Here is a 15,593-nt window from a genome sequence, read left to right as displayed (position 1 = left end):
TGGTCGGCAGAAACTTAGATTGTGCGTTTGAGCAGCCGCTTAGTCATCTTTTCTAGGAATCGTCGGGAACGGCTGTCCGGCAACGCTTGCAGACAAGCGAGCGCCTTTTGGGTGAACTTGCCCGCGAGTGTCCGGCTTTGTTCGATAGCACCGCTAGCAACAACGATTTGCTGGACGCTGGCCATGTCGGTGGCGGTTAATTGGTAACGCTTGGCCAGCAATGGCTTGAGTTCGGCCGCCGCAGCCGGTTGTTGCAGGGCCAGAAGCAATGGCAGGGAATAGACCCCGGTAGCCAGGTCCTCCATTACCGGCTTATTAAGAGACTGATCGCCCGTATAGTCGAGAATGTCGTCCAGCATTTGAAAAGCAATCCCGAGGTTTTGACCGTACTTGGCCGCCATGGCGACAGCTCGGGAAGAGGCGCCGGCAAAGTAGGCTCCCTCCTGAGCGGCAAGCCGGAAGAGAGCGGCGGTTTTACCATTAACGTCATGTAGATAGCTCTTGAGACTTTGCGTGGTATTGAAACGCTGGTCCATTTGACCGAGCTCACCATTGAGAATCTTGCGCATTGTGTGCGCGTTCACTTTCAAATAGTCCGAGTCGGGAACCGTCTCTAAAAGCAGCTTGAAGAAGACCGTGAAAAGCAGGTCGCCGGCGTAAACGGCCGTGTCCTTGCCGAAACGCGTTTGAATGCTGACCGCGCCCCGTCGCTGCGGTGAATCATCAATAATGTCGTCGTGGATAAGCGTGGCCATGTGAAGGATCTCAATTGAGGCGGCGAGCTTGATAAGCCGCTCCTCATCCTTGGCACCACAGATCTGCCCAATCGTCAGCAAAACGGCGGGACGAAGATATTTGCCACCGTTGTTGGCCATGGCGAGCAGGGCCTGCTGAAGATCGGCGTTATTGCAGCTGATCCGGTTCTGGATGCATTGATTGACGCTTTGAAGTTGTGTGTTAATAAACGGGTAAGATTGCCATTGATTATTCATGCTGCTTAGTTCCCTTGTTTTGATGAATTTAACTAACTTTAATTATACCGAATATACCGAAAGGATGTGGTTTGGTGGCACTAGATGTTTTTTTAGAACTTGTTGAAATCAAGGCCAAGACGGCCAGCGTGGTTCCCTTCCTCTTGGGGATGGGCTTTAGCCTCTATTATTTTCACTCGATTAACTGGACGCTAGCAATTATCTTTTTTGTTGCAATGCTGTTGTTCAATATGGCCGTTGACATGCTGGACAACTATAACGACTATAACCATGCGGTCGATCAGCAAAACTATAAGCAAAAAACCAACATTATTGGGCGCGAAAACTTATCACCCCAGCTAGTGTTGGCCTTACTGGTGACCTTTTCCGTGGTTGCTGCCCTGATGGGATTCTGGCTGGTGTATCGCGCTGGCTGGCCGGTCCTCTGGATGGGGATGTTCTGCTTTGCGATTGGCATTTGGTATTCATCGGGGCCTTATCCGATCTCGAATTTGCCATTTGGCGAAATCGCGGCCGGTTTTACGATGGGCGTCATGATTACCCTGCTGAGCGTCTATTTGAATGCCTACCAGTACTTTACCTGGAATTGGGCAACGCTTTGGCGAATCCTGGTGGTTGCTCTGCCGGATGAACTGTGGATTTCTAACTTGCTGCTCGCCAACAACATCTGTGATGCCCAGGAGGACGAGGACAATCATCGCAAGACGATCGTTCATTTCATTGGCAAGCGCAATGCCTTAGCTGCCTTTAGCATCAAGAACATCCTTGCCTTCGTGATGATCGTTATCTCGCCGCTGCTTGGTGTTGCCCCCTGGACAGTTTGGCTTTCACTGGTTATTTTACCGTTTACTTATCACCAGAACAAGCTATTGGCTCAAAAGCAAATCAAAACTGAAACATTTATTTGTGCGGTCAAGATCCTGCTTGTTGGTTCAGCTACCCAACTGATAACTTATTGGTTTGGAATTATAATTTGATTTTAGAAATGGAGGAGAACAAAATGAAGAAAGTTGTAGTGCTCGGTGCCGGTTACGGTGGCCTGAAAACGGTTGTTGAATTGCAAAAAAAGCTGCGCGGGGAGGTCGCCATCACACTGGTCGACCAAAATTCGTACCACTACGAAGCAACCGACCTGCATGAGGTTGCCTCTGGAAATTTACCGGCAAGCAAGATCCTCTTCCCGATTGCTGACGTGTTGGATCCGAAGATGACCACCTTCATCCAGGACCACGTGGATAAGGTGGACATCGAAAAGAAGACGGTAGAACTTGCTAAGCACGAGCCGCTTTCCTATGATTACTGTGTCTTTGCCCTGGGCTTTGTTTCCGAAACTTTTGGCATCAAGGGCGCAGAGGAGAACAGCCTGCCGATGGCCAATGTTGATCAGGCTGAGGCAATTCGTGATCATATCACCGCGCAAATGAAGGACTATCGGCAAACCAAGGACGAAAACAACCTGAAGATCATTATCTGCGGAGCCGGCTTCTCCGGGATCGAGCTTGCCGGGGCCGTGGCGGATGGCCGGAAGCGTTACGCTGAACTGGCGGGCGTGCGTCCGGATCAGATTAAGATTGAAATCGTGGATGCCTCTAAGCGTCTGCTGCCGATGTTTGATGACAAGCTGGCGGACTACGGGGTGAACCTGCTGAAGAAGCTGGACGTCAACATCACTACCGAGGCCCTGATTCAGGAAATCCAGCCGGGCGTGGTTCTCTACAAGGGCGCCGGTGATGAGGATGGTGCCCCACTCCACAAAATTAGTGGAAACACCATCATCTGGACGACCGGGGTTAGCGGCAGCCCGATCGTGGCCGAGTCTGGCTTGCAAGCGCGGCGTGGTCGGGTAATGGACAGTGCTCACCTGACCGCCCCCGATCATGATGAGGTGTACATGGTCGGTGACGATGCAGCCGTTATGCCACCTGACGGCAAGCGGCCGTATCCAACGACCGCCCAAATTGCGCTTTCGATGGCCAATTACGTTGCCAAAGACATTGCTGCGCGCGTCAAGGGGACCAGCCGGCCGGGAGCCTATACCTATAAGTCACTGGGGACGGTGGCCTCGGTCGGGAACACCCGGGCCTTTGGTGTGGCCATGGGTCATTCAACTAAGGGCTACCCGGCATCAGTGGTCAAGAAGATGATCATGAACAAATCGCTGCTGGAAACCGGTGGCGTCAAGGAACTGCTTGCTAAGGGGCGCTTCGACCTTTACCACTAGAATTGAATCGTGACTTAACAAGGGCCAGCTGGGATCACTTCTAGATCCCAGCTGGCCCTTGTGTCGTGCTAAAATCAAAGGAAAAGGGGGGCAAACTGACGTGACCTATGAACAACTATCGTATTTTCTGACGCTGGCAGATTCACCCAGCATCGCTGCGGCCGCCAAAAAGCTGCACATCAGCGTTCCGGGGTTAAGCAAGGCCATTTCACAAATGGAACGAGAAATGGGCTTGACACTGTTTAACCGGAGCCGGATGGGGACGTCGTTGTCTTACGCCGGTCGGCAGCTGCTGCCAGCGGCGCGCACAGCCTACTCCGCCATGCTGGAGCTGGATCGGCAGACTGAGGAACTGGTGAAGTCAAACCGCCGGCGCTTGCGGCTCGGCGTTGCCAATACGATGACCAAGCAGCTGATGGAACAGATGGCCAAGTTAGAGGAGAAATACCGCCTAACGATTGCGATCATGCCGACTAAGCAGATTGTCGCCGACCTCCGTGCGGGGGAATTGGACCTGGGGCTGATCATCATCGACCGGGCGCATCAGGATCAGCTGAGCGGACTGAAATTTCAATCGTTGGGGACGACCCGTTCCAAACTAATCTTTAGTCCAGGTAACCAGCTGAACACGCTCGAAAAGCCGGGTAAGGAGGATATCGCTCGGCAATCATTCGTCCTTTTTAACGACTCGTTAGAAACCGACCTTTTCCGTTCACTGGAAAAGAAAACAGGACCACTCCATCTGATGCTCAAGACGAGTGATCCTTCGACGATTTTTAGTTTGGTTCAAAACGAGAATGCCGTGACGATGGCGCTGGAATGGCACGCCCAAAATTCCGTTTTTGCGGGCCTGAGCGACTTGCCAACGCTGGATTTGGCCCCCTGGGTCGATAACTGCTTTGCGGTCGGTTGGCTCTACCGGCAGGGGGCAGACATGCAGGAGATCCTGAAGTCGATGAAACAGCTAGGCGACATCGTGGGTTAGGTCGTCAATGATTTCCTTAACGGGCCGGATCGCGTGGATGTTGCTGATCCCGTTGCCCAGGGTGGCAAGACCGTTTTCCATGTCACCGTCCACGAGGGCATTGCGGACGGCGCCCCGCATCAGCTTGCCGATCTCCTCGTTAGCGGCGCCCTGGCGGCTCATCTGCTGGAGCTTGAGTGCAAGGGTCGTTGGAATGGACCGGTAGTATGGTGACGGGGCTCCACGGAAGAGGACTAGGCTGTCGGCATTGTTGCTGACGATGAAGTTCTTGATGGTCTTGTTGGCCGGGCATTCGTCGCTGGCAATGAAGACCGTCCCGCAGTAAACACCCTCGGCGCCCAGGGCAAAGACCGCGTTGACGGTGCGCCGGTCCGCGATGCCGCCATCGGCCAGGACGGGGATGTCAACGGCATCAACGACCTGCGGGATCAGTTCCAGGGTACTGATAGACTTGTACGGCAGGTCGCCACCGTGGTCGAAACCGGTGACGACGACCATGTCCGCACCCATTGCGGCGGCCGTCTTGAACTGCTCGACGGACGGATTATTCAGGGCCCGGTAGATCAAGATCAGACCGTTGTCCTTGATTTTGGCGAAGAGTTCGGGGATCAGGCGGTCGCCGACGTAGGCAATGGCCTTGACGCCTTCCTCGATGGCCAGATCCACCATCGGCGCGGTAAACTGGTCCGTTTGGGGATCGCCGGGCAGGACGCACAGCCCAAACGGCCGGTCGGTCAGGGCCTTTGTCTGCTCAATCTCGTTTTTCATCCGGGAAACGGCCTCGGCCGGTGACTTGGCATTGGTAGTCTGCCCAGCGTTGGGCGCCAAGAAGCCAAAGCCCCCGGCCGCATTGACGGCGGCAACCAGCTTGGCGTCAGTGATCCAGTCCATTGGTGCCTGGATGATTGGCTTTTCGCTTCCTAAAATTTCCGTTACACGATTCTTGGTCATGGTGATTTCCTCCTTCGTTGTTCTTATTAACAGCTTAGCAGGAAAGGGGTAGGAGAAAAATTGAGGGTTGGCTAAGGGGACTTAACGTCAGGTTAATGCCCGCTAGCTTGCCCGGGCCGGACACGGTAAAATGAAGGCAACGGTGATAAGCAGAAAGGATGGATTAGAATGGAGATAACGATTCAACGTGCTGGACTGACGCTCCGGGGCGTGCTGGAGGGCACCGACAAGCTGGAGAACGATCGGGTAGCGATCCTGATGCACGGCTTTCAGGGGAACCGCGGCTACCAAGCCGGCAAGCTATTGTACGACCTGTCCGCCAAGCTGAACCAGGCGGGGATCCCGACGCTGCGCTTTGACTTTGCCGGCTGCGGCGAGAGCGACGGCGACTTTGCCCAGATGACGGTGCTGGGTGAAATCCTGGACGGGATGGCCATCATCGATTTTGCCCGGACCAAGATTGGGGCCCGGCAGATCTACCTGGTCGGTCACTCCCAGGGCGGGGTCGTGGCCTCGATGCTGGCGGGCTACTACCGCGACCTGATCGACAAGCTGGTGCTGCTGGCCCCGGCAGCAACGCTCAAGGACGACGCCCTCTACGGCCGTTGCCAGGGCAGCACCTACGACCCGAACCACATTCCGCTGGCGGTCGAGGTGAACGGCCAGGAGGTCAGCGGCCAGTATTTTCGGACCGCCCAGCTGCTGCCGATTTACGAAACGGCCCAGCACTTCGGCAATCCGACGCTGATCATTCATGGCCTAGACGACCAGGTGGTATCACCGGAGGCCGCCCGTAAGTACAACGTGATTATTCCAAACACCGAGCTGCACCTCCTGGAAGGCGAGGATCACCTCTTGGAGGGGCCAAAGCTGGCAGAGACGCTGCAGACCGTGAGCGAATTTTTGCAAAAATAAAGAATGAGATTTCATGCCTTGGGCGGGGATGAAATCTCATTCTTTTTTTTATTGCTAATTCAAAGTCACTTCGCCGGCCACGTCGGTCTCGAAGAATTTCGTGATCGCCGCGACGTCCATCCCCTGGCCGAGGCCCCACATCAGCTTGGTGATGGCGCTCTCGGAGGTCATGTCGTGGGCGCTGATTGCCCCTTCGACCAGCGCCTGGCGGCCGACCTCATACTTGGTCAGGTCGCTGCGCTCGTACAGGCACTGGCTGGTCGCCACGACCGGGATCTCGCGGCGGATCAGCTGGCCGACCGCAGCGGCGATGTTGCGGCGAATGTAGGTCATCCCGCCGAGCCCGTACGCCTCGATCACGATCCCGTGGCAGTCGTGTTTAGCCATCGCTTGCAGGAAGCGGGGATCAAAGCCAGGGAAGAGTTTGACCAGGAAAACGTTGGTGTCGATCCGGGTGTTGAGGACGCAATCCTGCTGGTGGTGCGGCCGGCGGTTCATGATGGTAAAGCCGTCGGAGGTCACGGCGGCCACTGGCGGCACGTTGACGCTCTCGAAGGCGTTGAAGGCGGTCGTCCGTACCTTGACGCTCCGGCAGCCGCGCATGATCTTGCGGTTAAAGGCCAGGTAGATGTCCGGTGGCAGCTGGGCGGCCGCAGCGAAGGCCAGCTGGAGGTTGTCGGGAGCGTCGCTTAAGATGACGTTGATCGGGACCTGACTTCCGGTGAAGACCACCGGGACGTTGATATTTTGGAGCATGAAGGTCATCATCGACGCCGTATAGGCCATCGTGTCGGTGCCGTGGGAGACGACGATTCCGTCGAAGTCGTTGCGGTAGCGGTAGATGGCCTCCGCGATCGTCTTCCATTCCTCGGGCTGGATGTTGGACGAGTCCAGCTGGAGAATGTCCTTGACGGTGACGTCGTAAGGGACGCTCCCCAGCATTTGCAGCAACTGCTCACCGGTTTCGCCGGGGACCAGACCCTCGTCAGAGACGACCGAGGCGATGGTGCCACCGGTGGATAGTAATAATAGTTTTTTCTGTGCCATGATCTGAACGCTCCCGTTTTTGTCTCAAATTTTAGTGGCTGGTCCCGACAAAAACAAGCAATTTCAGATTAAAGTGCTATGAGAGGTTGACAAATTAAAATGAGAATGTTTTAATAATGGCAACAAATCACGAAGGGAACGAATCACAATGAAGTCATTAAACACGGCGAAGTATTATAACAACGATGCTTATTCAGCGTAATGTCTGTGCCGTTTCGGCGCGGGCAGGAGCGCTCGCACCGAAGCAGCGTTGTGTTTAATGCATCCCTGCTAGGTGAGTCCAATCTAGCAGGGATGGTCTCCTTAATTACTATTTTGCAAAAGGTCACCAACTAGATTGCCGAGCGGCTCGTCAGTCTGGTTGGTGTTTTTTTGGTTAAACTAAGGGGAAATGATTAATAATGAGTCTATTTAAGAAATCAGCAAACCGGCCCGAACCGGTCTTTAGCTTTGGCGAGAGTCTCGCCGTCCTGGTAGTCATTCTGTGTATCCTGGGCTACCTGATTATCGTTCGCAAGCAGGAACCGCAAGCACCGTTATTCATCGCCTTCACCTTCCTGGCCATCTACGGCCGGCTGCGGGGCTTTTCTTGGGACACGGTCATGGATGGGATGCGCAGCGGACTGCGGGCCGGGGTTGACCCCCTGGTGATCTTCCTGTCGATCGGGGTCCTGATTGCCACCTGGATCTTCTCCGGGACGATTCCGACGATCATGTACTTCGGCTTCAAGATCATCTCGGTCAAGTTCTTCCTGCCGACGGTCTTCATCGTTTGTACCCTGGTTGGGGTCGCCTGCGGGAGCTCCTTTACCACCGTTTCCACGATGGGGATTGCCTTCATCGGGATCGGGGCGACGCTGAAGATCAACCCTGGTCTGACCGCCGGGGTGATTGTTTCCGGGGCCTTCTGTGGTTCCAACATTTCACCGCTGTCCGGGACCACCAACCTGGCCGCCAGCGTCGGTAAGATCAGCATCTACGAACACATTAAGGCGCTGATGATTACCGATATTCCGGCCTGGGCAATCTGCGTAGTGCTCTACACCATGCTGGGCCTGAACTCTAAGAAGGTCAGCTTAACCGCCGTTCACCAAATGATGCACGGCTTGGCCAACGGTTTTTGGATCTCCGGCTGGGCGATGCTGCCGGTGGTTCTGCTGATCGTCCTGGCGATCCTGCAGGTCCCGGCCATTCCATCGCTGGGCCTTGGTTCACTCTTTGCCGCCGCCCTCGGTTGGATCCACGCGCCAGCCACCAGTATCAGCACGATTACCAAGACAATCATGATGGGCTACGTTTCCCACACCGGTGACAAGACCATCGACACCTTGCTGTCCAAGGGTGGGATCGCCAGCATGCTGACGTCCTTAGCCCTGATCATTTTCGCCCTGGCACTTGGGGGACTTTTGATCAAGTTCAACATCATCGGTGCGATCATCGACCACCTGTCCAAGTCAATCATGACGCCGGGCCGGCTGACCACCGCCGTTGCCGTGACCTGCATCGGGGTCAACGTTCTAGTCGGGGAACACTACCTCGCCATCATCCTGCCGGGTCAGTCCTTCCTGAAGTCCTTTGACCAGCTGGGCTTGAAGCGCAAGTACCTCACCCGGATCCTAAACGATGCCGGGGCGGCCGTCAACGCGATCATCCCGTGGTCGGTTTCCGGGGTCTTCATCGCTGGTGCCCTGCAGATTGACCCGCTCAAGTTTATCCCGTGGGCCTTCTTCCCGTTCCTGGTAACGATCCTCGCCATCATCACCGGGGCCTTTCTGAAGCCAACCGAAAAGCCAGCAGCGCACACTGAAGCCGCTGCGGCCTAGTTAATTGATTCGTTCCCAATTAATGAATAAATCCGCGCTACAAAAATAGTGCGGATTTTTTTAATACATTTGGCGATTTTTTACGTATTTATTAATTAGAGCAATAAATACGAGGTGAATGAAATGAACAACGAAATTAGCATTCAGGACGACTTTGTCTTCGGCAGCGTGATGAGCAACAAAAAGCTCTGTCAGCAGTTGATTCAGCTGATCCTGCCGGAACTGAAGATTGAGCGAATTGAGTTTCCGACGGTCCAAAAGACGATTCAAGAAACTCAATTCAGCCACGGTGTCCGCTTCGACGTTTACACCAAGGACCAGGACGGCGTCGTCTACGAGATCGACATGCAGATCCGCCACACGCGCGGCCTGCCGCAGCGGGTGCGCTATTATCAGGGCCGGATCGACAGTGAGATGTTAAAGCACGGTCAGAAGTACGCAACGCTGAACAGGTCCTTTGTGATCTTTATCTGTCCCTTCGATCCCTTTGGCCTGGGACTGCATCGGTATGACTTTTTAAGTTACTGTAAGCAGGAGAAGTCACTGGAATTGGGCGACGGTCGCACAGCAATTTTTCTGAACACTAAGGGCACCAAAGATGATGTCAGTAAAGACTTGCGCAACTTCCTTGATTACGTGGATAATAAGGATGTAGTAAATGACGAGTACGTCGATGAATTGAAGGATTACATCCAGAATCTAAGCAAAAACACGGAATGGAGGAATGATTACATGGATAATAAAACCCACATGATGTTCCATGATGAAGACGTCCGTGAAGAAGGCATTGCTACCGGAAAAATGGAGGCAATTCGTGGCGCCATTTCCTTACTGCGTGAAGCAGGCCTGCCGGAAGATCAGTTAAAATCTAAGGTTCAACAGCAATTTGACCTAACCGATCAACAGATGCAAGAACTATTCAAATAAGGGTGAATAACAAGCCCCGGGCAACGCAAGGAATCGCGTCGCCCGGGGCTTTTAATGTTGTTTACTTAAGTTGAAAAGCTTGAACATGGAGCTGGCATTCCCTTTCGGCGGCCAGGGCAAGTTCAACTTGGCCCTTAGCGTAGTAGCGCTCGGTGAAGGTGGTTGTGCCGGCGTTAACGAAGATTTCCACCGAGCTAGTGTCGACGAAAATCCGAATGTCGTCGAGTTCTGTGACCGTGGCGTAGCGGTGCGGATCATTGCCACGGCGGGTCAGGGTGAGCTGGCCCTGCTCGTAGGCGAGGCTGACCAGGGCACCATCCTGGTCGCTCAGGATCCAGGAGAAGTCGTGGGGCGTCTCTGCAAACTTGAGCGCTAATTCCGCGTGCTGTGGGTCGCTGACCGGCAGAACTTGCTGACCCGCCACCCGCATCTCATTATCGATGTTGGTTTGGTGGCGCAGGGCGGCCAGTTCGCGGGCCGGCTGGGCGTGGAGGACGCCGTCAACTACCGAAATTTCCCGCGGCAGGGTCAGGGAGCAGGCCCACCCATCCGTGTGCTCCTGCGGCGTTTCGTCAAAGGGGCTCATCCAGCCAAACTGAAGCTGGCGGCCATCCGGGGTCGTGAAGCTCTGGGTGGCGTAGAAGTTGTGCCCGTGATCGAGTTCCGCCGGCTGGCTCCCGGTGAAGCGCTGGGTCTGGTAGTCAAGTTTGCCGATCCGGTAACAGACCTGCGAGGTGTTCAAGAATCGCTTGCCCTGGGGCTTAATGCCCATCGGCGAGTAAACCAGGACGTCCTGCCCGTCGACGGAGAAGAGGTCGGGGCATTCCCACATCCAGCCCTCGGTGTCCTTGCCCTGGGACTAGATGATCGGGCCGCAGGATTCCCAGTGGAATAGATCGGTCGATTTGTAGAGGAGGATCCGGCCGAGCTCATCGCCCTTATGCTGGCTGCCAAGCACCAGGTAGTAGCTGCCGTTGTGCTCCCAGACTTTCGGATCGCGGAAGTGCTGGGTGTTGTCGGCTGGCGCTTCGATGATCGGGTTGTGCTCGTACTTGGTGAAATGAACGCCGTCGTCGCTGTAGGCCAGGTTCTGATTTTCCCAGAAGTGGTCGAGGTCACCGTCGCCGTAATAGTGGTGGCCGGTGTAGAGCAGGTAGAGCCGCCCGTTTTTGATGATCGCTGAGCCGGAGAAGCAGCCGCCGCTGTCCTCGGGATCGCCGGGGACCAGGGCAATCGGCAGCTGCTCCCAGTGGACGAGGTCGCGGCTGCGGACGTGGCCCCAGTGCATCGGTCCCCACTCGGAGGAATAAGGGTGGAACTGGTAGAAGACGTGATAATAGCCCTTGAAGTAGCAGAGACCGTTCGGGTCGTTCAGCCAGCCACCGGGGGTCGTGATGTGGTAGTGCTGGCGATAACGCTGGTTGGTAACGTGGACAAATTTGCTTGGATCGAGTTTTTGCATGGTTTAACCGCCTTTCTGAAATCGCTTTCACGTCAATGATACACATTCAGCCACCCTAATGTCAAACGCTTATCAAATGAAGGGCCATGAATTTTGCTAGGATTCAATGGCCTTTGCGATATTCACGTGCTGTCTCCCGCATCTTTTGCTTGAAGGTCTTTGCAAAATAACTGCTGTCATTAAAGCCGACCTTAAAACTGATTTCGGTAATGGGTAGCTCAGTCGAAGTCAGTAGTTGGCAAGCCTTTTTGATCCTAAAGCTATTGAGGTATTCGATTGGCGTTTGCTGAAGGTACCGGTTGAATAATTTAATAATCTTGCTTTTACTGATGCTGAATTCTTTCACTAGATCGGCCAAGGTTAATCTATTTTGATAATTGCTCTCAATAAAAACGAGAACCCGCTTTAACAGTGAAAAGTCAGCGCTTTTTTCCAAAACGTTTTGAGAGGATTTGGGCAGGAGCTGGTATAAGTCGTTCCAGATGGCAAACAGCCTCGCCTGAATTGCCAGCTTTGATTGTGCGGAATCCTTCAGTGTTAGCAAAGACAACAGAATCTTCTTTTGCAGTGGATTTTGTTGACTTAACTTTAGGAATGGCACCCCATTATTGATAATTGGTTTAACGTATTCTTCCTCAAAGGCTGAATTGATACACAGCAAGGTTGGCTTAAAAACAACGCATAGAAACAAGCAATCTTGATGGTTTGAATTAAAGCCGAAATGCATTTGCTTGGAATTTACAAAGATCCCATTTCCCTTGGACAGGGTAATGATGGTTCCGTTAACGTTGTAGTCCATTTGACCGGCAAAAATATATGTGAACTCAAAATCATCATGCCAATGGTTGATCGCGCGAAAATCTGGGTAAGACGATAAATTGGTATATTCAATTAAAACGGGATAGTCGCTAAAACTATAATCGACATTTTCCAATTCATGAAAGTCCATAAACAATTTCCTTATATTTTTAGATATTATTTTAATAGTTTTAACGATTATCAGCAAATATAATTATGATATCAACTGATTCAAGGGAGCTGTTAAAATGGATAATTCATATCGGCGCGATAATGAGCTGCCCTATATTGCTACTAAGGAAGTCTTGCAAGAGCAGCTAAGGGCGAAGAAAGCATTTCGGGAGTACAACGAAGTAATGCCATTTGACCTTGAAAGGGGGCGAGAACTGATTGCTGAGTCTGGAATAAGGCATGGCACGGAAATATACCTGGAACCGCCTTTTTACTGTGAGTATGGGAATCATATCAAAGTCGGCGATTATTTTTACGCTAATACTGGCTGCATCATCTCTGATGTTGGTGAAGTTGTAATTGGTGACCATGTCTTGTTCGGCCCGCGCGTAAATATTTTAACGGCTGGTCACCCGGTTCATCCGGTAAGTCGTAATTCTGGATATGAATATGGAATGCCGATCACCATCGGTAATAACGTTTGGCTAGGCGGGAATGTTACTGTCTGTCCGGGCGTTACCATTGGCAATAACGTGGTAATTGGTGCAGGAAGCGTGGTCACTAAGGATATTCCTGACAATGTGGTCGCCGTAGGTAATCCGTGCCATGTCTTGCGAAAAATAACGGAAGCGGATAAGCCCTATTACTTTAAGAACAGAAAATTCGATGATGAGGCTTGGGAAGCCATCCAAAATAGAAAGTAGTGAGAGCTCATGAAGTATATTTTGGCACTACTGGTTGTTATCCTGATTATTATCTTGCTTTCCGTATATGATGGTAAACTCAGCAAGTAACGACAATGCATCTCTCAACTTATTCATGCGTTTACTAGCGGATAGTTTACCTAATGACTAGCTCCTCATAAATATTGAGATAGCTGCAAATTGATATAACTGCAAAAAGCCTTCAGCCTTGACCCTTGCTGAAGGCTTTTTGTTTGCGGTAAGGGGGAAGTGAGCTAGCATACATCCAACGTATACTAGCATGCTCATCTAGTAATTTTCAAACCGCGGGTCGGACGTTACCATAGAGTCAGCAAATGAATAAAAGAACAGAAGGGAGCAAGTGCTATGTCAGACGTAAACGTACCAACAGTTAAACTCAACAACGGGGTGGAAATGCCAACCCTGGGCTTCGGGGTCTTCCAGGTGCCGGACCTGACCCAAGCCGAACAGGCCGTCACCGATGCCTTAAACACTGGCTACCGCCTGATCGATACCGCCGCCGCATACCAAAACGAGGAGGCAGTTGGAGCGGCGATCGCCAAGAGTTCCGTCAAGCGGGAGGATGTCTTCGTGACCTCTAAGCTTTGGGTGTCCGACTTCAACTACGAGCGTGCCAAGAAGGGGATTGACACTTCCCTGCAAAAGCTGGGCTTAGACTACATGGATCTCTACCTGCTGCACCAGCCATACGGTGATACGATGGGTGCTTGGCGGGCCCTGGAGGAAGCGCAGAAGGCCGGCAAGATCCGTGCCATCGGGGTTTCCAACTTCTGGCCGGACCAACTGAAGGACCTGGAACTGACCGAACCGGTTAAGCCCGCAGTCAACCAGATCGAGCTCAACCCGTGGTTCCAGCGTGAAAACGAAGTGAAGTTCATGCAGGGCGAGGGCATTCGGCCGGAAGCCTGGGCACCGTTTGCGGAAGGCAAGGACGGTATCTTCACGAACGAAACGGTCGCTGCCATTGCCGACAAGTACGGCAAGTCCAACGGCCAGGTCATCCTGCGCTGGCTGCTGCAGCGCGGCATCACGGTGATTCCGAAGTCCGTTCACCAGAACCGGATGGCCGAAAACATCGATGTCTTTGACTTTGAACTCTCCGACGATGACATGAAGACGATGGCCGGCCTAGACAAGAATGTCAGTCAGTTCTTCGATCACCACGATCCGGTCACAATCGAACAGATCTTTGGCTCCAGCCTGAAGCAGGTGCAAGCCGACGAACAGAATAATCTCTAGGAGGAATGTACGATGACAACTATTCCAACTTTTAAACTCAATGATGGCAATGAAATCCCGTCCTTTGGCTTCGGTACCTTCCAGATCCCGGCGGACGGCTCAACCTACGACGCGGTGGCCAACGCGCTGAAGCTGGGCTACCGCCACATCGATACGGCCGCGGCCTACTTCAACGAGCAGGAAGTCGGCAAGGCAATCAAGGACAGCGGGATTCCGCGCGACCAGATCTGGGTAACCTCCAAGCTCTGGCTGCAGGACTACGCCTATGCGGACGCCAAGAAGGCCATCGACACCTCCCTGGAAAAGCTGGGTCTGGACTACATGGACCTCTATTTGCTGCACCAGCCATACGGCAAGGTCGACGAGGCTTGGCGGGCCCTGGAGGAAGCACAAAAGGCCGGCAAGATCCGCTCAATCGGGGTTTCCAACATGACGCCAAAACTCTGGAAGAAGTTCGTGCCGAGCTTTGATGTGATGCCAGCGGTCAACCAGGTTGAATTTAACCCTTACTTCCAGCAAAAGGAACTGCGCCAGGTCTTGGCTGACGCGCACGTGGCCCTGGAGGCCTGGGCACCGCTGGGCGAAGGCAACAAGGACCTCTTTGCCGAGCCAATCCTGAACGCAATTGCCAAGAAGTACGGCAAGGACGTCGGTCAAGTCATCCTGCGCTTCGAGCATCAGGAAGGGGTCATCGTCTTCCCGAAGTCCGTTCACGAATCACGGATTAAGTCAAACGCTGAGATCTTTGACTTCGAGCTGACCTCCGACGAGATGGACGCCATCCGCAACCTCGACCACGGCAAGGGCCAGCACGATCCGGACACGCCGGGTGTTGGAGACATGCTGCTGAATGCTTTTGACATTCACGCCAACGACTAAATTGGTAGTTAACACTGGGCAGCGGCCCGGTGTTTTTTGCTAGAAAGGGGAAAACAAAATGAGCAAGTATACCGTCGTTAATATGCGGACGGACCGCGCAAAGCTGTCGCCGGCGCGCGTGATTAAGAAGATTCCGCATCCGGAACGGATTAAGCAGGGATGAGCGATTGCGGAAAATTAAAGATTGATGGGTTGAGGCCTGGGCAAATGCTCGGGCCTTTTGGGTTGGTATGATATGATTAAAGGAAAAGGGGATGGTGGCATGGAGAAACTACCAAAGAAACGTACTTTAACAGCAGCGGAGCAACGGGCCCATGATCGGCGCCTGATTGAAGAAAGTTTTACTGGTAAGCTTCTTGATGAAACCCGAATGAAAAAGCAATGGTAGATTATAGAATGAAGTTAGCCACCCAGTTGGTGGTAAATAAAAAACGCCATTCGGCGTGACATCAGGTATC

15 protein-coding genes and 1 pseudogene are annotated in these 15,593 nt (G+C 53.1%); 10 read left to right on the top strand and 6 right to left on the bottom strand.

Annotated features, from left to right (window positions below):
- Positions 1–14: 14 nt before the first annotated feature.
- Positions 15–992, bottom strand: coding sequence for a polyprenyl synthetase family protein (locus tag LKE23_RS06880; protein ID WP_291976611.1), 978 nt, complete (start codon positions 990–992; stop codon positions 15–17).
- Positions 993–1,066: 74 nt separating this feature from the next.
- Here LKE23_RS06880 and LKE23_RS06875 point away from each other — a divergent pair, with 74 nt between their 5' ends.
- The 3 genes from LKE23_RS06875 to LKE23_RS06865 all read left to right on the top strand — a co-directional run bounded on the left by LKE23_RS06875 (position 1,067) and on the right by LKE23_RS06865 (position 4,198).
- Complete coding sequence (locus tag LKE23_RS06875) at positions 1,067–1,969, top strand: prenyltransferase (protein ID WP_291976610.1); 903 nt, start codon at positions 1,067–1,069, stop codon at positions 1,967–1,969.
- A gap of 23 nt (positions 1,970–1,992) precedes the next feature.
- Entirely contained in the window at positions 1,993–3,213 is a 1,221-nt protein-coding gene (locus tag LKE23_RS06870) for an NAD(P)/FAD-dependent oxidoreductase (protein WP_291976609.1), read from the top strand.
- 100 nt (positions 3,214–3,313) lie between these two features.
- Positions 3,314–4,198 carry a LysR family transcriptional regulator gene (locus LKE23_RS06865; RefSeq protein ID WP_291976608.1) on the top strand — a complete coding sequence of 295 codons (885 nt, stop codon included), beginning with the start codon at positions 3,314–3,316 and terminating at the stop codon, positions 4,196–4,198.
- On the opposite strand, the gene LKE23_RS06860 is transcribed toward LKE23_RS06865, so the two are convergent.
- Positions 4,178–5,149, bottom strand: coding sequence for an NAD(P)H-dependent flavin oxidoreductase (locus LKE23_RS06860; protein ID WP_291976607.1), 972 nt, complete (start codon positions 5,147–5,149; stop codon positions 4,178–4,180). The two genes, LKE23_RS06865 and LKE23_RS06860, sit on opposite strands and share 21 nt — an antisense overlap.
- Before the next feature lie 168 nt (positions 5,150–5,317).
- Between LKE23_RS06860 and LKE23_RS06855 the strand changes: the two genes are divergently transcribed.
- Positions 5,318–6,064, top strand: a complete 747-nt coding sequence (locus LKE23_RS06855) for an alpha/beta hydrolase (protein WP_291976606.1) — start codon at positions 5,318–5,320, stop codon at positions 6,062–6,064.
- A 54-nt stretch (positions 6,065–6,118) separates the two neighbouring features.
- Here the strand turns inward: LKE23_RS06855 and LKE23_RS06850 are convergent, their stop codons facing one another.
- Positions 6,119–7,111 carry an asparaginase gene (locus LKE23_RS06850; RefSeq protein WP_291976605.1) on the bottom strand — a complete coding sequence of 331 codons (993 nt, stop codon included), beginning with the start codon at positions 7,109–7,111 and terminating at the stop codon, positions 6,119–6,121.
- Between the two features lie 401 nt (positions 7,112–7,512).
- On the opposite strand from LKE23_RS06850, the gene LKE23_RS06845 reads away from it, so the two are divergent.
- Together LKE23_RS06845 and LKE23_RS06840 are read left to right on the top strand one after the other, a co-directional pair.
- Positions 7,513–8,934 carry a Na+/H+ antiporter NhaC family protein gene (locus tag LKE23_RS06845; RefSeq protein WP_291976604.1) on the top strand — a complete coding sequence of 474 codons (1,422 nt, stop codon included), beginning with the start codon at positions 7,513–7,515 and terminating at the stop codon, positions 8,932–8,934.
- A gap of 123 nt (positions 8,935–9,057) precedes the next feature.
- Complete coding sequence (locus LKE23_RS06840; RefSeq protein ID WP_291976603.1) at positions 9,058–9,861, top strand: Rpn family recombination-promoting nuclease/putative transposase; 804 nt, start codon at positions 9,058–9,060, stop codon at positions 9,859–9,861.
- Positions 9,862–9,922: 61 nt separating this feature from the next.
- On the opposite strand, the gene LKE23_RS06835 is transcribed toward LKE23_RS06840, so the two are convergent.
- The 3 genes and pseudogenes from LKE23_RS06835 to LKE23_RS06825 form a co-directional block, all read right to left on the bottom strand.
- A complete protein-coding gene (locus LKE23_RS06835) occupies positions 9,923–10,291 on the bottom strand; it encodes a GH32 C-terminal domain-containing protein (protein WP_291978276.1) in 369 nt (122 codons plus the stop codon).
- A gap of 60 nt (positions 10,292–10,351) precedes the next feature.
- Positions 10,352–11,323: pseudogene (locus LKE23_RS06830) on the bottom strand (glycoside hydrolase family 32 protein); the annotation flags it as partial.
- A 103-nt stretch (positions 11,324–11,426) separates the two neighbouring features.
- On the bottom strand, positions 11,427–12,272 hold the full coding sequence (locus tag LKE23_RS06825) for an AraC family transcriptional regulator (protein ID WP_291976602.1): 846 nt from the start codon (positions 12,270–12,272) through the stop codon (positions 11,427–11,429).
- Between the two features lie 97 nt (positions 12,273–12,369).
- Here LKE23_RS06825 and LKE23_RS06820 point away from each other — a divergent pair, with 97 nt between their 5' ends.
- The 4 genes from LKE23_RS06820 to LKE23_RS06805 all read left to right on the top strand — a co-directional run bounded on the left by LKE23_RS06820 (position 12,370) and on the right by LKE23_RS06805 (position 15,523).
- A complete protein-coding gene (locus tag LKE23_RS06820) occupies positions 12,370–12,996 on the top strand; it encodes a sugar O-acetyltransferase (protein ID WP_291976601.1) in 627 nt (208 codons plus the stop codon).
- 366 nt (positions 12,997–13,362) lie between these two features.
- The gene (locus LKE23_RS06815) at positions 13,363–14,256 is read left to right on the top strand and encodes an aldo/keto reductase (RefSeq protein WP_291976600.1); all 894 of its coding nucleotides are present in this window, start codon (positions 13,363–13,365) and stop codon (positions 14,254–14,256) included.
- Positions 14,257–14,268: 12 nt separating this feature from the next.
- Complete coding sequence (locus LKE23_RS06810; RefSeq protein WP_291976599.1) at positions 14,269–15,135, top strand: aldo/keto reductase; 867 nt, start codon at positions 14,269–14,271, stop codon at positions 15,133–15,135.
- A 235-nt stretch (positions 15,136–15,370) separates the two neighbouring features.
- On the top strand, positions 15,371–15,523 hold the full coding sequence (locus LKE23_RS06805; protein ID WP_291976598.1) for a hypothetical protein: 153 nt from the start codon (positions 15,371–15,373) through the stop codon (positions 15,521–15,523).
- The last annotated feature ends 70 nt before the right edge of the window (positions 15,524–15,593 follow it).

The organism is Limosilactobacillus sp., from assembly GCF_022482365.1.
Taxonomy (GTDB): domain Bacteria; phylum Bacillota; class Bacilli; order Lactobacillales; family Lactobacillaceae; genus Limosilactobacillus.
The sequence above is the reverse complement of the archived record's forward strand: the minus strand, read 5'-3'. Positions and strand labels throughout refer to the sequence as shown.